At 72.2% G+C, this 14,997-nt stretch carries 12 protein-coding genes; 8 read left to right on the forward strand and 4 right to left on the reverse strand.

All coding sequences use genetic code 11. From position 1 onward, the window contains the following. Positions 1-108: 108 nt before the first annotated feature. Entirely contained in the window at positions 109-2,388 is a 2,280-nt protein-coding gene (locus tag AC0NH5_RS33170; protein ID WP_474410885.1) for an alkaline phosphatase family protein, read from the reverse strand. Positions 2,389-2,472: 84 nt separating this feature from the next. On the opposite strand from AC0NH5_RS33170, the gene AC0NH5_RS33175 reads away from it, so the two are divergent. The 3 genes from AC0NH5_RS33175 (at position 2,473) to AC0NH5_RS33185 (ending at position 5,168) form a co-directional block, all read left to right on the forward strand. Beyond that, on the forward strand, positions 2,473-3,114 hold the full coding sequence (locus tag AC0NH5_RS33175; RefSeq protein WP_474410886.1) for a GntR family transcriptional regulator: 642 nt from the start codon (positions 2,473-2,475) through the stop codon (positions 3,112-3,114). Further along, positions 3,114-4,118, forward strand: coding sequence for a 1-aminocyclopropane-1-carboxylate deaminase (locus AC0NH5_RS33180; protein ID WP_474410887.1), 1,005 nt, complete (start codon positions 3,114-3,116; stop codon positions 4,116-4,118). Before AC0NH5_RS33175 ends, AC0NH5_RS33180 begins: the two co-directional genes overlap by 1 nt. Before the next feature lie 174 nt (positions 4,119-4,292). Further along, the gene (locus AC0NH5_RS33185; protein WP_474410888.1) at positions 4,293-5,168 is read left to right on the forward strand and encodes an acetyltransferase; all 876 of its coding nucleotides are present in this window, start codon (positions 4,293-4,295) and stop codon (positions 5,166-5,168) included. Positions 5,169-5,199: 31 nt separating this feature from the next. Here the strand turns inward: AC0NH5_RS33185 and AC0NH5_RS33190 are convergent, their stop codons facing one another. Then, the gene (locus AC0NH5_RS33190; RefSeq protein ID WP_474410889.1) at positions 5,200-6,225 is read right to left on the reverse strand and encodes a LacI family DNA-binding transcriptional regulator; all 1,026 of its coding nucleotides are present in this window, start codon (positions 6,223-6,225) and stop codon (positions 5,200-5,202) included. Between the two features lie 86 nt (positions 6,226-6,311). Here AC0NH5_RS33190 and AC0NH5_RS33195 point away from each other — a divergent pair, with 86 nt between their 5' ends. The 4 genes from AC0NH5_RS33195 to AC0NH5_RS33210 are packed head-to-tail and all read left to right on the forward strand — an operon-like array spanning position 6,312 to position 11,201. Next, positions 6,312-7,607 carry an ABC transporter substrate-binding protein gene (locus AC0NH5_RS33195; RefSeq protein ID WP_474410890.1) on the forward strand — a complete coding sequence of 432 codons (1,296 nt, stop codon included), beginning with the start codon at positions 6,312-6,314 and terminating at the stop codon, positions 7,605-7,607. Beyond that, on the forward strand, positions 7,604-8,515 hold the full coding sequence (locus tag AC0NH5_RS33200) for a carbohydrate ABC transporter permease (protein WP_474410891.1): 912 nt from the start codon (positions 7,604-7,606) through the stop codon (positions 8,513-8,515). The genes AC0NH5_RS33195 and AC0NH5_RS33200 overlap by 4 nt, the downstream gene beginning before the upstream one ends. Continuing rightward, on the forward strand, positions 8,515-9,321 hold the full coding sequence (locus tag AC0NH5_RS33205; protein ID WP_474410892.1) for a carbohydrate ABC transporter permease: 807 nt from the start codon (positions 8,515-8,517) through the stop codon (positions 9,319-9,321). Before AC0NH5_RS33200 ends, AC0NH5_RS33205 begins: the two co-directional genes overlap by 1 nt. Positions 9,322-9,359: 38 nt before the next feature. Then, a complete protein-coding gene (locus AC0NH5_RS33210; RefSeq protein WP_474410893.1) occupies positions 9,360-11,201 on the forward strand; it encodes a glycoside hydrolase family 127 protein in 1,842 nt (613 codons plus the stop codon). Positions 11,202-11,220: 19 nt separating this feature from the next. Here AC0NH5_RS33210 and AC0NH5_RS33215 read toward each other — a convergent pair whose 3' ends face one another. Both AC0NH5_RS33215 and AC0NH5_RS33220 read right to left on the reverse strand, forming a co-directional pair. After that, complete coding sequence (locus tag AC0NH5_RS33215) at positions 11,221-11,712, reverse strand: VOC family protein (RefSeq protein WP_474410894.1); 492 nt, start codon at positions 11,710-11,712, stop codon at positions 11,221-11,223. Between the two features lie 2 nt (positions 11,713-11,714). Then, complete coding sequence (locus tag AC0NH5_RS33220) at positions 11,715-13,709, reverse strand: putative bifunctional diguanylate cyclase/phosphodiesterase (RefSeq protein WP_474410895.1); 1,995 nt, start codon at positions 13,707-13,709, stop codon at positions 11,715-11,717. A 90-nt stretch (positions 13,710-13,799) separates the two neighbouring features. On the opposite strand from AC0NH5_RS33220, the gene AC0NH5_RS33225 reads away from it, so the two are divergent. Further along, on the forward strand, positions 13,800-14,951 hold the full coding sequence (locus AC0NH5_RS33225; RefSeq protein WP_474410896.1) for a branched-chain amino acid ABC transporter substrate-binding protein: 1,152 nt from the start codon (positions 13,800-13,802) through the stop codon (positions 14,949-14,951). Positions 14,952-14,997: the final 46 nt, after the last annotated feature.

The raw sequence follows: 14,997 nt of genomic DNA on the forward strand, positions 1-14,997 counted from the left end.
GCGGGCGGTGCGGCGGCGCGGTGCGGCCGGTGCGGGCGGTGCGGCGGTGCGGGTGGCGCGGTGTGGGCGGTGCCGGGGGTGCGTGCGGTGCGGCCAGCAGCCAGCGGCTCAGCGCAGGCCGGTGCGGTGCAGCCAGCGGCGCAGTTGCTGGTGCACCGCCTCGGCTCCGTAGAGTTCGCCGCCGTCGAGGAGGTCCTCGTCGATCGGCCAGTCGTGGGGGTGCACGAGGATCGCCTGATTCTGCCAGCCGCCCAGGCCGCCGTGGCAGCCGACCAGGTCCTCGAAGGCGTGCACCTCGCCGGTGTTCTGGTCCAGGGTGGAGTGGACGTACAGGTCGGGACAGTTCTCGGCCTGTGCCACCCGTAGCAGGTCGGCGGCGGCGCGGGGGCCGAACGGGGCCAGCGGGTCGTCGCCCTGGACCTCGCCTTCGGCCAGCAGGTGGACGCCGTGGGCGCCGATCGCGACCGGGCCGCGGGCGCTGGCGGCTACCAGGAAGCCGATGCCGGGTTCGGTGAGCAGTCCGGGGATCAGGCCGGGATAGTGCTCCTGCAGGTCTTCGAGGGTGACCCGGGCGAAGCGGGGGAACCAGATCAGGCCGAGGTTGCCGGAGCCGACCACGACGAGGTCCTGGCCGCTGCCGGCCGGTGCGGTGTCCGGCGGGCCGACCAGCATGCCGCCGCGGGGGCCGGTGGAGCGGCGTGCTGCCCAGCGGCCGACCGCGCCGCCGGTGCCGAGGAGGTCGGCGAGCAGTGCGTTGACCGGGCCCCAGCCCTCGACGTCGCCGGTGGCGGTGAGCGTGGACGGCGCCGGGACGTGCAGGTGGGCGCGGACGGCGTCCTCCAGGGTGCGGCCGGAGAGCTGCTGGAAGGTGGGGCCCTGGCTCTGGCCGTGGTCGGAGAGGACCACGAAGCGGTACGCGCGTGGGGCGGCGGCCGCGATCTGTTCCAGGGTGTTGAGGACGCGGTCCACGCCGGCCAGCGCGTCCATCGACTCGGGGCGGGCGACGCCGGCGTGGTGGGCGATCTCGTCGTAGTCGACGAAATCTACGAAGATCACCGGCGCGCCGCGCATCATGTGCTCGGCGACCAGAGCGACGTTGAGGTCGCGAAGCAGGACGTTGGTGAGGCCGCGGAGCAGGGGGTACGCGCCGCGGCGGCTGATGCGGGGTTCGATGCCGCGCATCCGCTGCTGCCGGGCCTGGTAGAGCTCCTTGACGATTTCGCCGACGGTCAGGACCAGCGAGCGGACCAGGATGAACGGGCGGCCGAAGAAGCGCAGGTAGTCGCCGCCCGGGCCGAGGCCGCCGCGCCGCCCGGCCCGGCTCATCACCATCAGCGCGGTGGTGGCGTCGCCGCTGAACATGTTCGAGATGCTCACGCCGCCGTCGGCCAGCAGGCCCCGCCCGTCGGAGAGGCGCTTCTCGATGAGTTCGGCGTCGGCGGGGCGGTTGGTGACGACCAGGCGGCCGAGGCCGCGCTCGTACCACCGGAACGCGGGGATGCCGTCGGTGCGGCCGTGCAGCAGCCCGGCCTGGCTGGCCGGGGTGGTCGACGGAACCCGCGCCCACCAGCCGACGGCGTCGTGACTGCCGGAACGGATCCAGCGGGAGATCGTGGGCAGGATGCCGCTGAGAATGCCGTGCCGCAGCAGCGGATAAGGCAGGCCGTCAACCTGGACGATCACCAGACCCGCGGGAACGCCGGGCGGCGGAGCGGCGGAAGCGCCGGGCGCAAAGGCGGGAGCGGTGGGGGGCGGAGCGGTGGAGGTGCCTGGCGCAAAGGCGGGAGCGGTGGGGGGCGGAGCGGTGGAGGTGCCTGGCGCAAAGGCGGGAGCGGTGGGGGACGGAGCGGTGGAGGTGCCGGGCGCAAAGGCGGGAGCGGCGGGCGGCGGAAGGGCGGAAGCGCCGGACGTAAAGGCCGGAGCGGCGGACCGCGGGGTGGCGGCACGGCGGGACGACTTGGCCTGCCGTCGGGCGCGGCGGAGCAGGTCAGCCACGAGGTACGAGCTGTCGTTGACGCCGAGCACCCAGTGCACCACCACGGACACCACACCGACGACCCCGAACGTCGCGAGCACCGTCGTCCAGCCGTCGACGCGCACCTGCGGGGCGCCGATCAGGACGACGCCGACGATGAGGATCTGGGCCGCCACGCCGAGGATCAGGGCGGCGACCGCGCCGCACCAGCGGGCCAGCAGTCGCAGCACCGGCCGGGTCAGGCCGTCGGCGACCGCGACCACGGCGGCGACCGCGGGACCGACCCACCACGGGCCCAGGTCGAGGCCGGTGAGCAGCCACGACGCGGCGGTCAGCGCGGCCGCGGTGGGAAGCAGGCCGACGACCGCGTCGCGGATGTCCCGGTGGGTCACGATCGCTGCCCGGTGCGTCACGGTTTCGACGGTAATACCCGGGCTGTTCGGCGGACCGAAAACCCGATCTTGCGATCACGGGCTGTTGGTATCTAACATTTCAGTGTGGAGAGCATTGGACGGCATCTGCTGCGGGACGCCGCCTACGGGCGGATCCGGGGCGCGATCGTCGACGGCACGCTCGCTCCCGGGGCGGCGCTGCGGCCGGACGAGCTGGCCGAGCGGCTCGGCCTGTCCCGCGCGCCGATCCGGGACGCCATCGCCCGCCTGACCAGCGAGGGCCTGGTCGAGACGAAACCGCAGAGCTACACCCGGGTCACCGAGGTGGTCGCCAAGGACGTCGAGGACGCGGCCGCCGTGCTCGGGGCGATGCACGACCTGGCCGTACGCCATGTCGTCGCAAGCCTGACCGCCGACCAGGTGGAACGCATGCGCGAGGCCAACGCCCGATTCGCCGCGGCCGTCGCCGCGGGTGACGTCGAGGCGGCCCTGGCCGCCGACGACGAGGTGCACGCGATCCCCCTGCTGGCTTACGGCAACGCCGCGGCCTCCGGCACCGTCGATCGATACACCCCATTGGTACGCCGAGCGGAACGGTTGCTGTTCACCTCGGCGCAGGCGTCCCGCTCGGTGCGCCTGCACGAGGACCTGATCAATGCCCTGGCGGCCCGCTCGGACCGCGCGGTCGCGATCAACGCGGAGATCTGGGGCCACCTGCACCACAGCGTCAACCTGGAGGAGTTCTGATGCCGATCACCGATTTCGCCCGCCACCCGCTGCTGTTCGGGCCGTCCCCGGTGCACCGGCTCGACCGGCTCACCCGCCACCTCGGCGGGGCGGAGATCTGGGCGAAGCGGGAGGACTGCAACTCCGGCATCGCGTACGGCGGTAACAAGACCCGCAAGCTGGAGTACCTGGTGGCCGACGCCCTGGCGCAGGGCGCGGACACCCTGGTGTCGATCGGCGGGGTGCAGTCCAACCACACCCGGCAGGTGGCCGCGGTGGCCGCCGCGACCGGGCTGAAATGCGTGCTGGTGCAGGAGAGCTGGGTGGACTGGCCGGACAGCGTCTACGACAAGGTCGGCAACATCCTGATCAGCCGGCTGGCCGGGGCAGACGTGCGGCTGGTCCGGGCCGGGTTCGGGATCGGCTTCAAGGAGAGCTGGGAGGCGGCGCTCGCGTCGGTGGTCGCCGGCGGCGGCGTGCCGTACGCGATCCCGGCCGGTGCCAGTGATCACCGGCTGGGCGGGCTCGGTTTCGCGAACTGGGCTTACGAGGTGATCGAGCAGGAGCGTGAGCTGGGCGTCTTCTTCGACACGATCATCGTGTGCTCGGTGACCGGCAGCACCCAGGCCGGGATGATCGCGGGGTTCGCGGCGGCCGGTGGGCGGCCGCGGCGGGTGATCGGGATCGACGGTTCGGCAAAGCCCGCGGAGACCCTCGCCCAGGTGGGGCGGATCGCCCGCAACACCGCCGGCCTGATCGGGGCACGCGACCTCACTGCCGAAGACTTCATCCTGGACGAGCGGTACCACGCCGGGACGTACGGGATTCCGGACGAGTCCACGCTGGACGCGATGAAGCTGGCGGCCCGCACCGAGGGCATGGTCACCGACCCGGTCTACGAGGGCAAGTCGATGGCCGGGCTGATCGACCTGGTGTCCCGGGGCGAGATCGGCCGGGACGCGAAGGTCCTCTACGCACATCTGGGTGGGCAGCCGGCGCTCAACGCGTATTCCGCGCTGTTCTGATCCGGGCAGCTCCAGTCCGGGGCGGCGGCGCCGGTCCGGCCGGTGATAAGTTGCTCGCACGCCGTCGAGAGCTGGAAGGAGGTCAGAACAATGTCCGATGTTCTGCGCCCCCTCCGCGACCCGGCGTCCCCGCGGATCTGACCACAGGGGCGCCTCCTGTCCGGAGGATCCGCCATGACCGATCTAGTCGTCCGTCCGCTCACCGCGGGCGAGGAGCACGTCTTCGAAGCCATGCCCGACCCGCTGCCCGAGTTGCGGCAGGTGAGTTACGCCGACGGGCTCGCCGGCGGTGGGTTCCGTCCCGAGCACACCTGGGTGGCGATCAGCGACGGCCGGGTGGTCGCCCGCGCCGCCTGGCTGCTGCCGCCCGGCGCCGTGGGTGAACCCTGGCTGGAACGCTTCGAGCTGACCGCCGCCCCCGAGGTCGGCGCCGCCCTGCTGCACGCCGCGCACGAGGCGATGGGTGGGCCGAAGATCTACTACGCGGCCGCGCCGGCACACTGGCGCCGCCGGCCGGACGTCGCGGCCACGCTCGCCGCGCCGATCGAGGCGGCCCGCCTCGCCGGCCTGCGCGAGCGGGGTGAACGCCTCCGGCTCACCTGGACCGGGACCCCGCTGCCCGAGCCCTCCGGCCGGTACACGTTCCGGCCCGCCGGCGGCCCGGAGGAGGTGCGTGACCTGGTGGCCCGGATCGCCGAGCCGGAGCTGGTGACCGGGGCCGAGACCGCCCGGGTGGTGGCCGGGATCGACCTGGCCCGGGAGCCGCTGGGCTGGGTCAACGGGACGTGGCGGGTGGCGTCGCGCAGCGGCGTGCCGGTGGGGCTGGCCGGTCCCACCGGTGACGCGTGCTATCCGATGATCGCCTATCTGGGTGTGCTGGACGAGGCGGTGCGCGGCGACCTGCTCGCCGACGCGGTGGCGACGCTCGCTGATCAGGGCGCCTACGAGGTGGTGGCGGACGTGGACGCTCACCAGGTCGCGGTGGTGGCCGATCTCGAACGGCTCGGCTTCCGCCGGATGCGGTCCCGAGTGATCTTCACCCCCGCGTAGGAGAGGTGGCGGGCCGGGGCCGTACGAGGATCTAGATCGCGGTGGACTCGCGCGGGACCAGGCGGCACGGCAGCCGTTCGACGCCGGAGCCGAGGGTACCGTCGAAGGCAGCCGCCAGCCGTTCGGCGGCCACCCGGCCGAGCGTCTCCAGGTTCATGTCGATGCTCGACAGCGGCGGCCGCGAGCTGGTCGCGAAGATCTCCCAGTTGTCGAAGCCGATCACCGCGACGTCCCGCGGCACCTCCAGCCCTTCGCCGTGCAGCGCGTCGATGACACCCCGGGCGATCTGGTCCGAGCCGGCGAAGACGGCGTCGATCGCGGTGCGCCGGCCGAGCAGCATGCGGGTGGCGCTGCGGCCCCAGGCCTCGGACCACGCGCCGAAGTGGACCCGGTCGCCGGCCAGCGGTAGTCCCCGGTCGGCCAGCTCGGCGAGCGCACCGCGGGCCCGGTCCTGCGCCGCGCCGTACGAAGGGTCGCCGGTGATGTGCGCGATCCGCCGGCGGCCGAGGTCGGCGAGGTGCGCGATCGCCGTCCGCCCGGCCGACACGTTGTCGCTGACCAGGGAGAGGTCGTCCGGATCGGCGGACGGGGCGTACGCGTAGACGACCGGCACCGGCAGGTCCCGCCCGATCGAGGGCCGCGGGTCCGGGCGGGCGCCGACGACGATCAGCCCGTCGACCCGCCGGCTCAGCAGTGTCCGAAGATGATGACCCTCTCGGATCGCGTCGCCGCGCGCGTCGCAGAGCAGCACGCTGGTCCGGTCGGCCCCGAAGGCGTCCTCGGCGCCCATCAGGATCGGGATCGACAGCCGGCCCTCGAGGTCGGACGTGAGCAGCCCGACCATGCCGGTGCGGCCGGCGACCAGGCCCCGCGCGAGCGTGTTGGGGGAGTAGGCGAGCAGGTCGGCGGCCTTCAGCACCTCGGCGCGGGTCGCGGCGGAAACGTGTTTTCGGCCGTTGAGCGCCTTGGAAGCGGTCGCGATCGAGACCCCGGCCAGGCGGGCCACGTCGTGCAGGGTGGCCGGTTGGCCTGATGGGTGCGGTGCAGCCGACGTCACAGATACACACGGTAGCGCCTTCGCGACTATTGACCACTGTTGTGACGCGGGTTACGTTCGGAAAGCGTTTTCGGAAGGAGACTCCGATGACCGGAACCCGACGCCTGCTCGCTGCCGCCGTGGCCGCCGTCCTCACGGCCGGGCTCGCGGCCTGCGGCGGCGGCGCCGAGGAAGACGGCGGCGCCGTCGGCGCCGGCGGTGTCGAGGGCGTCGACGACGGCACCGAGCTGAGCCTGTGGACCCGGGCCCCGCTCGAGGCGCAGGCGGAGCTGCTCGTCGAGGCGTACAACAAGAGCCACCGGAACCAGGTCGAGCTGACCATCACGCCCAACGACGACTACGTCTCCCGGGTCGGCGCGGCGGCCGGCAGCGGCGATCTGCCGGACCTGTTCGCGGCCGACATCGTCTATGTGCCGAACTGGACGGACGCCGGCCTGTTCGCCGACCTCTCGCAGCAGATCGACGCACTGCCGTACGTCGGCCAGATCAACAAGGGGCACCTGGACGCGGGCACGCTCGCCGGGAAGAAGTACGTCCTGCCGTTCGTGCTGGACCTGTCCGTGATGTTCTGGAACAAGGACCTCTATCGCGAGGCGGGCCTGGACCCCGAGAAAGGGCCGGCGACCCTGGCGGAGTTCGAGGACCACGCCCTGAAGATCCACAAGCTGGGGAAGAAGGACACCTACGGTACGGCCTTCGGCGGCAACTGCGGCGGCTGTGGCGTCTTCACCTGGTTCCCGATGATCTGGGCCTCCGGCGAGGAGGTCCTGAACGCCGACGGGACCGAGTCGCTGCTGGCCGGCGCCGCCGCCAAGGAGGTCTACGCGACCTGGCGTGACCTGTGGCGCGCCGGCGCGGTCGACCCGGCCAGCCGGGACGAGACCGGCGCGACCTGGGTGGCCGGCTTCCAGGAGGGCCGGATCGGCGTGATGCCGTACCCGGCGACGCTGCTCCAGACGGCCGACAAGACCGTGCGGACAGGTGTCGCGGCCCTGCCCGGCGTCGACGGTGGGGCGTCCACCTTCGTCGGCGGCGACGGCATCGGCATCTCGAAGGACTCACAGCACACCCCACAGGCGTGGAACTTCCTGTCCTGGATGATGTCCGAACCGGCCCAGGTGGGTGTGCTGGCGGCGAACAACAGCGTGGTGTCCCGCGCCGACCTCGCCGACAACGGATACTCCCGCAAGGACCCGCGGGTGCTGGCCGTCAACGAGGTGGCGGCCGGGCCGGCCAGCAGGACGCCGGTCGCGAAGAACTTCCAGCAGGCCTTCAACGCGGCGGGCAGCCCCTGGGTGACCCTCTTCCGCGACCAGGTCTTCTCCGGCGGCACCGATCCCGCCGCCGGCAACGCCGCGATCACCGAAGTCCTCGGCCGGTGACGGCGACCTTGCGGGAGTCGCCCCCGGCGCCATCGGAGACGGCTCCGACTCCACGCCGGCGCCGGCGGCGGGCGCTCACCGGCTGGGCGTACGCGTCACCCACCGCGCTGTTCGTCCTGGTCTTCTTCGCGTTCCCGATCCTGCTGGTCACCCGGATGTCGGTGTCGGACTGGGGCCTGTTCGCCGGCAACCGCGGCCTGAACGTCCCGGAGAACTTCACCGACGCCCTCGACCAGCGCCTGTTCTGGCCCGCGGTGTGGTTCACCGTCAAGTACACGGCGATCACCACGGTCATCCTGATCGGCCTCGCGCTCGGCCTGGCCCTGCTCGTCCAGGAGTCGACCCGATGGTCGGCGTTCCTGCGCACCGCGATCCTGGTGCCCAGCGCCCTCGGCCTGGCGAGCGCGTCGCTGCTGTTCTACGCGCTCTACTCGCCGCAGAGCAGCCCGCTCGGCTTCCTCGGGATCGACTCGTTCCTCGGCACGCCGACCCGTGCGCTCTGGTCCACGGTCGCGCTGATCGTCTGGCGGTTCGCCGGGTTCTACATGCTCCTGCTGCTGGTCGCGTTGCAGGGCATCTCGGGCGACGTCTACGAGGCGGCCGAGATGGACGGCGCCGGCCGGTGGCGGGCGTTCGTGTCGATCACGCTGCCGCTGCTGCGCTCGTCGCTGGCGCTGTGCACGATCCTCTGCGTCACCGGCTCGCTGCTCGCCTTCGACCAGTTCTACATCCTCACCAAGGGCGGCCCGGACAACAGCACGGTCACCATCGTCCAGCTGATCTACAACGCCGCGTTCGCCGGCGGGAACAACCTCGGGGTCGCGGCTGCCCTCTCGATCCTCGTGCTGGCCGCGCTGCTCGTGCTCAACATCGGGCAGTTCCGCTGGCTGCGCGGCAAGGAGACCTGATGCGGCGGATGCCCTACTACGTGTTCACCGGCGCGCTCGCGGTGCTGTTCCTCTTCCCGCTGGTGTGGGCCGCGCTCGCCTCGGTCTCCCCGCAGGGCGGCACCGCGCAGACCGACGGCTGGGGCTTCGCCAACTACGCCACGCTCGCTGATTACCAGGCCGGCATCGGCGTGTACCTGATGAACAGCCTGGTCGTCTCCGGCCTCACCGTCGTCTGCACGGTGTCCGTGTCGCTGCTCGGCGGGTACGCGTTCGCCCGCTTCAGCTTCCCCGGCAAGAACCTGCTGTTCCTGGTCACGCTCGCCATCCTGATGGTGCCGTACGCGACGCTGCTCATCCCGCTCTACGTCCTGCTCAACCAGCTCGGCCTGCAGAACTCCCTGGTCGGCCTGGCGTTCGTGCTGACCATGTTCCAGCTGCCGTTCGCCACGTTCATGATGCGGATCTCGTTCGAGGCGGTGCCCGCCGAGCTGGAGGAGGCCGCGCTCGTCGACGGCTGCGGCTCGGTGCGCGCCCTGCTCTCCGTGATGCTGCCCGCGGTCCGGCCCGGCCTGATCACGGTCGGGCTGTTCGCCTTCCTCGCCGCGTGGAACGATTTCATCACGCCGCTGGTCCTGATCAGCGACGCTGACAAGGCGCCCCTGCCGCTCGCCGTCGCCAACCTCCGCCAGCAGGTGATGGGCATCATCGATTACGGCGCCACCGAAGCCGGCGTGGTCGTGCTCGCGCTGCCCTGCATCGTGCTGTTCCTGGCGCTGCAACGCCAGTACATCCGCGGCTTCATGTCCGGCGCCCTCAAAGGATGACCCGCCCGCAAAGGTTGACCCGCCCGCAAAGGATGACCATGTTCGGACCAGTGCAGCCGAGCCGGGCCCAGCTGCGCCCGGTGTCCGCGACCATCACCGGCGGCTTCTGGGCCGAACTGCAGGAACGCAACCGGAGCGCCATCCTGCCGCACATCGCCCACTGGCTGGACCGCGCCGGCTGGCTCGGCAACTTCGCGGCCGGGCCCGCCGCCCGCCGGGGCCGTGAGTTCTCGGACAGCGAGGTCTACAAGTTCCTGGAGGCACTGGCCTGGGAGCTGGGCCGCGCCCCGGATCCCGGCCTGCAGGACCGCTACGACAGGACAGTCGCCGAGGTGGCGGCCGCCCAGCAGGACGACGGTTACCTCAACACCCGGTTCGGCCGGCCCGGCCAGCCGCCCCGCTGGTCCGACCTGACCTGGGGCCACGAGCTGTACTGCCTCGGCCACCTGATCCAGGCCGCCGTCGCGCGGGCCCGCACCGGCCACCCCGGTGACCTCCTCGTCCAGGTCGCCCGCCGCGCCGCGGACCTGGTCTGTGCCACCTTCGGCGACGACGGGATCCAGTCCGTCGACGGCCATCCGGTGATCGAGGCGGCGCTCGTCGAGTTCTCCCGGGTCACCGGCGACAGCCGCTACCTCGACCAGGCGCGGCTGTTCCTGGAGCGGCGCGGCACGCACGTGCTGCCCGACATCGAGTTCGGCCGGGAGTACTACCAGGACGACATGCCGATCCGCCAGGCGCCGGTGTTCCGCGGGCACGCGGTCCGGGCTGTCTATCTGGCCGCCGGCGCGGTCGACCTGGCCGACGAGACCGGCGACGGCGAGCTGCTCGACGCGGTGACCCGGCAGTGGCGCCGAACCGTGGCCCGGCGGGTCTATCTGACCGGCGGGCTCGGCTCCCGGCATCAGGACGAGGCTTTCGGCGAGGACTGGGCGCTGCCGCCGGACCGGGCGTACTCGGAGACCTGCGCCGCGGTCGGCTCGGTCATGGTGGCCTGGCGGCTGCTGCTCGCCCACGGCGACCCGGCCTGCGCGGACCTGATCGAGCGGACCCTGTTCAACGTGATCGCCACGTCGCCGGCCGCCGACGGCCGGTCCTTCTTCTACGCCAACACGCTGCACCGCCGGGAGATCGGCGCCCGGCCCGACCCGGACCGCCCGCATCCCCGCCCCACCGCGACGGTCCGCGCACCCTGGTTCGAGGTCTCCTGCTGCCCCACGAACGTCGCGCGCACGGTCGCCAGCCTCGCCGGTTACCTCGCCACCGAGGACGACGACGGCCTGCAGATCCACCAGTACGTGCCCGGCACCGTCGCCGGCCGCGTCACCGTCACCACCCGGTACCCCGCCGACGGTGAGATCCGGGTCCGCGTCGAGGACCCGCCGGACGGACCCTGGTCGCTCACCCTGCGCGTCCCCGCCTGGGCCGGCGACGGCGCGACGCTCACGGTGGGTGGTCACACCTGGGAGGTCGGGCCCGGCTACGTCACCGAGCGCCGCCGCTGGCAGCGCGGTGACGAGATCCTCCTGTGCCTGCCGATGAAGCCCCGGTTCACCCATCCCGACCCGCGCATCGACGCGATCCGCGGCTGCGTCGCCGTCGAGCGCGGCCCGATCGTGTACGCGCTGGAGTCGGTCGACGTGCCGGGCACGGACAGCGTGGACGAGATCCGGGTGGACGGCGACCATCCGCCGACGCTGGTGAACGGCCGGGTGCTGGTCCGCGCCCGCCGGGTCTCCACCCCCGGCCCGGACTGGCCTTACGGGCCGCGACCACCGCGGCCGGTCGCGGCTGAGCTGGGCGAGATCCCGCTGGTCGCGTATCACGGCTGGGCTGAGCGGGGACCTTCGACCATGCGGGTGTGGATGCCGTTGCTGTGATCGTACGATCGTGCCGGGGTCAGAGGACCTTGGTGCCGTACATCTCGCCGAGCGGGTCCGCGATCAACTCGATGCGCGCGCCGTCCGGGTCCTGGAAGTAGACCGAGACGCCGCTGTGGACGGTGTGTTCGACGCCGGCCTCGGCGAGCCGTCCCACCAGCTCCTCCCACTTCGCCGGGTCGACCGAGATGGCCATGTGGTGCAGGCCGCCCAGCACCTCCGCGTACGGGCCGAGGTCGAGCCCCGGCAGGTCGAAGAAGGCCAGCAGGTTGCCGTTGCCGATGTCGAAGAAGAAGTGCGACGACCCCGGGTAGTCCCGGTTCTCGATCAGTTCGGTGAGCGGGAACCCGAGCAGATCCTGGTAGAACCGCACGGTCGCCTCGACGTCGCTGCTGATCAGCGCGGTGTGGTGCAGCCCCCGGGCGGTCGAGGGGGCCCGCTCGGCGGCCGGGCGGAGATAGGTGTCGCGGATCCGGTGGCGGGCGGCCTCGAGCGAGGCGAGATCGGTCATCCCTAGTGCGTATCCGAGATGCCGCCGCCGGTCAACGACCCGAGCGCCGCGGTCGCCACCGAGGAGGCCTGCGCGCACGCGTCGCGCAGCCGTTCGGCGGGCACCGGGCGGCTCAGCGCGAACCCTTGCGCGTAGTCGCACGACATCTCGCGCAGCCGGCGCAGGGTCTCCACGTCCTCCACCCCTTCGGCGACCACCCGCAGCCCTAGGTTGTGGCCGAGGTCGATGGCGCTGCGGACCATCACCGCGTCCGGGGTGCCGGGGGTGAGGTCGCGGACGAACGTCCGGTCGATCTTCAATTCGCCGGCCGGGAGGCGCCGCAGCTGGGCCAGCGAGCTGAACCCGGTGCCGAAGTCGTCGACCGACACGCTCACGCCCTTGTCGCAGACCTGGTGCAGGGCGCGGATGGCGTGTTCCGGATCCGCCATGATGCTGGTCTCGGTGAGTTCGAGGCGCAGCAGGCCGGGTGGGAGCTCCGCCTCGGCGAGGGTGGCCAGCACGTGCGGGACGAACCCCGGGTCGGTCAGCACGCCGGGTGACACGTTGACCGACACCCGGCACGGCCAGCCCTCGGCGAGCCACCCCGCTGCCTGGCGTACGCCCAGCCCGAGCAGATGATAGGTCAGCCGGACCTCCAGGCCGCCCCGTTCGGCGGCCGGCAGAAAGGCCGCGGGCGCGAGCAGCCCGAGCCGCGGGTGCTGCCACCGGACCAGGGCCTCCACCGAGGTGACCCGCCCGTCGGCGAGGCTCACCTGCGGCTGGTAGTGCATCAGCAGCTGCCCGCCCGGGTCCCCGCTGTCGAGCAGCCCGCGCAGGTCACCGAAGAGCTGGAGGCGTTCTTGGGGCAGGGCTTCGTCGGCGTCCGCGTCATAGACCGAGACGCCGCCGCCGTTGCCCTTGGCCCGGTACATCGCGGCGTCCGCGTGCCGGAACAGCTCGTCGCCGGTGCCGGACGCCGGCCCGTAGGCGATGCCCAGGCTCCCGCCGATCGCCGCCGTGGCGCCGTCCGGCTCGAAGTCGCGCCGCAGCTCGGCGACCAGCTGTTCACCGAGCTGCCGGACGGCCGCCCGGTCGAGTGCCACCGGGACCAGGGCCGCGAACTCGTCGCCGCCGAGCCGGGCCACCAGGGCGTCGCCGTCGACGGTGGCGGCGGCCGCGGTCAGGCGCTGTCCCGCCGACACCAGCACCTGGTCACCCGCGTGGTGGCCGAGGGTGTCGTTGACCGCCTTGAACCCGTCCAGGTCGATCACCATGACCGCGATCTCGTGCCCGTCCGTCGCGGCGGCGGCGAGCGCGTCGTCGAGGCGGCGGGTGAACAGCGCGCGGTTGGGCAGCCCGGTGAGCGGGTCGTGCAGGGACAGGTGCCGGCTGCGTTCGGCGTGGTCGACGAGCCGGCGCTGATAGCCGAGCGCCATCTTCAGGATCATCGAGACCAGGATCAGCCCGGCGCCGAAGCCCACCGACGTGCCGGCCAGCAGCCGCACCTGGGTCCGGCGCAGCGCGGCCACCTGCCGCTGGGCGTCCTCGTGGTACGCCCGGGACACCGCGTCCACGTCGTTCTGCAACGTGTAGAACGCCGGCGTCACCTCGAGCCGGTCGAGCGTCACCTGGTCCGGGTCGCTGTCGGCGACCATCCCGATCAGCCGCTCGGCCAGCGCCCGGTAGGAGCGCTGCTGGACGAGCAGCCGCTGGGCGTCGCGGGCGGCGGCCGGGTCCGGTCCCTCGGCGATCGCCGTGAGCGTGTCGTCCGCCGACCGGGCGACCCGGTCGAAGCGTTGTTTCACCGCGACCGACGGCTCAACCTCGTAGTGCCGCAGGTTGACCTCCTGCATGGCGATGGCGATCCGCGCCTCGCTGAACTGCAGGTCGACGGCGAGCGCCCGGCTCTGCGTCTCGGTGGCCCGGGTGGTGTGCAGGGTCCCCTGGATCACGTACGCGGCCAGGGCCAGCAGGACGCCCGCGAGCGACGCGGTCATCACCACGCTCGGTCCCCGCATGCGCCTGGTCACAACTTGGTCTTCGGCAGGGACCAGGCCGGATCAAGCACACCCGCTCAGTTGGCCGGATTTCGGACCGATACGACTGGCATGCGTATCCGCCGGCTGCTGTTCGCGGTCGCCTCCACCGTCCTGCTGGCGGCCTGCGGCGCCGGCGAGCCGGAGACTCCGTCCCCGTCGTCCGCCCCGGCCGAGACGGTCCGCCTGGCGTCGCTGGTCCCGCTGAGCGGTCGCAGCAGTCACTCCGGCGAGTCGATGGTGAACGGCGCGAAGCTGGCGGTCGCCGAGGCCAACGCGGCCGGGGGAGTGCTGGGCAGGCAGGTGGAGCTGGTCGTCGAGGACGACGCCTGCGACCCGGGCACCGCGGTCACCGCGGCGCAGCGCGTGGTGAAGCAGGACGTCGCGGTCTCGGTCGGTGGTTACTGCAGCAGCGCGGTGGTGCCCACCCTCAAGATCTTCCGGACCGCCGGCGTGCCGATGGTGATCGCCCAGGCAAACTCGACCGACCTGCTGGCGCCGAAGTACGACAGCGTCTTCCTGATATGCGGCACGGTGACCTCCGAGGCGGACTTCGCCGTCGACTGGATGACCCGGCTCGGCGGCACCCGGCTGGCTCTGGTGCACGACGGCACCAGCTTCCCGATCACTCTCGCCGATTCGACGGCGACCGCGGCGAAGCGCACGAAGAAGCTGGCCGTCACCGCGAACCTGAAGCTGAGCCAGGGCGCGCCCAACTATTTCCGGATCGCCGACGCGGTGCTGGCCGGCAAGGCCGACATCGTCTATTTCACCGGTTACTACGCCGAGGCGAGCCAGCTGATCAAGGATCTGCGCGGGCAGGGCTTCACCGGCCCGATCGTGGTCGGCGACGGCGCGACGGACGGGCCGCTGCTGTCCGGCCTCACGCTTGAGGAGGCCCGGGACGTGTACGGCACCGCACTGATCTTCCCCGAGTTCATGCCCGCCCTGAGCGAGTGGTCCGGCCGGTACGAGAAGGCGTACGGCTCCGCGCCCGGCCCGTCCACCGTCGAGGCTTACGACGCGGTGAAGGTCGCGCTGGACGCCGTCGCGCGGGCCGGCTCCCTGGACCGGGAGGCGATCCGCAAGGCGCTGGCGGCGACCGACACCACCGTGGCGTCCGGGCCGGTCAGTTTCGAGCCGGACGGGACTCGCACGGTGCCCACGTTCCTGCTGCTCCAGGCGAAAGGTACGGAGTTCCGCCTCTTCAGTACACCCTCTTGACAGTAATGGGTGTCGATGGGTGAATGTGTTCAACCCTGATCAGAGT

The organism is Actinoplanes sp. 13, from assembly GCF_056134165.1.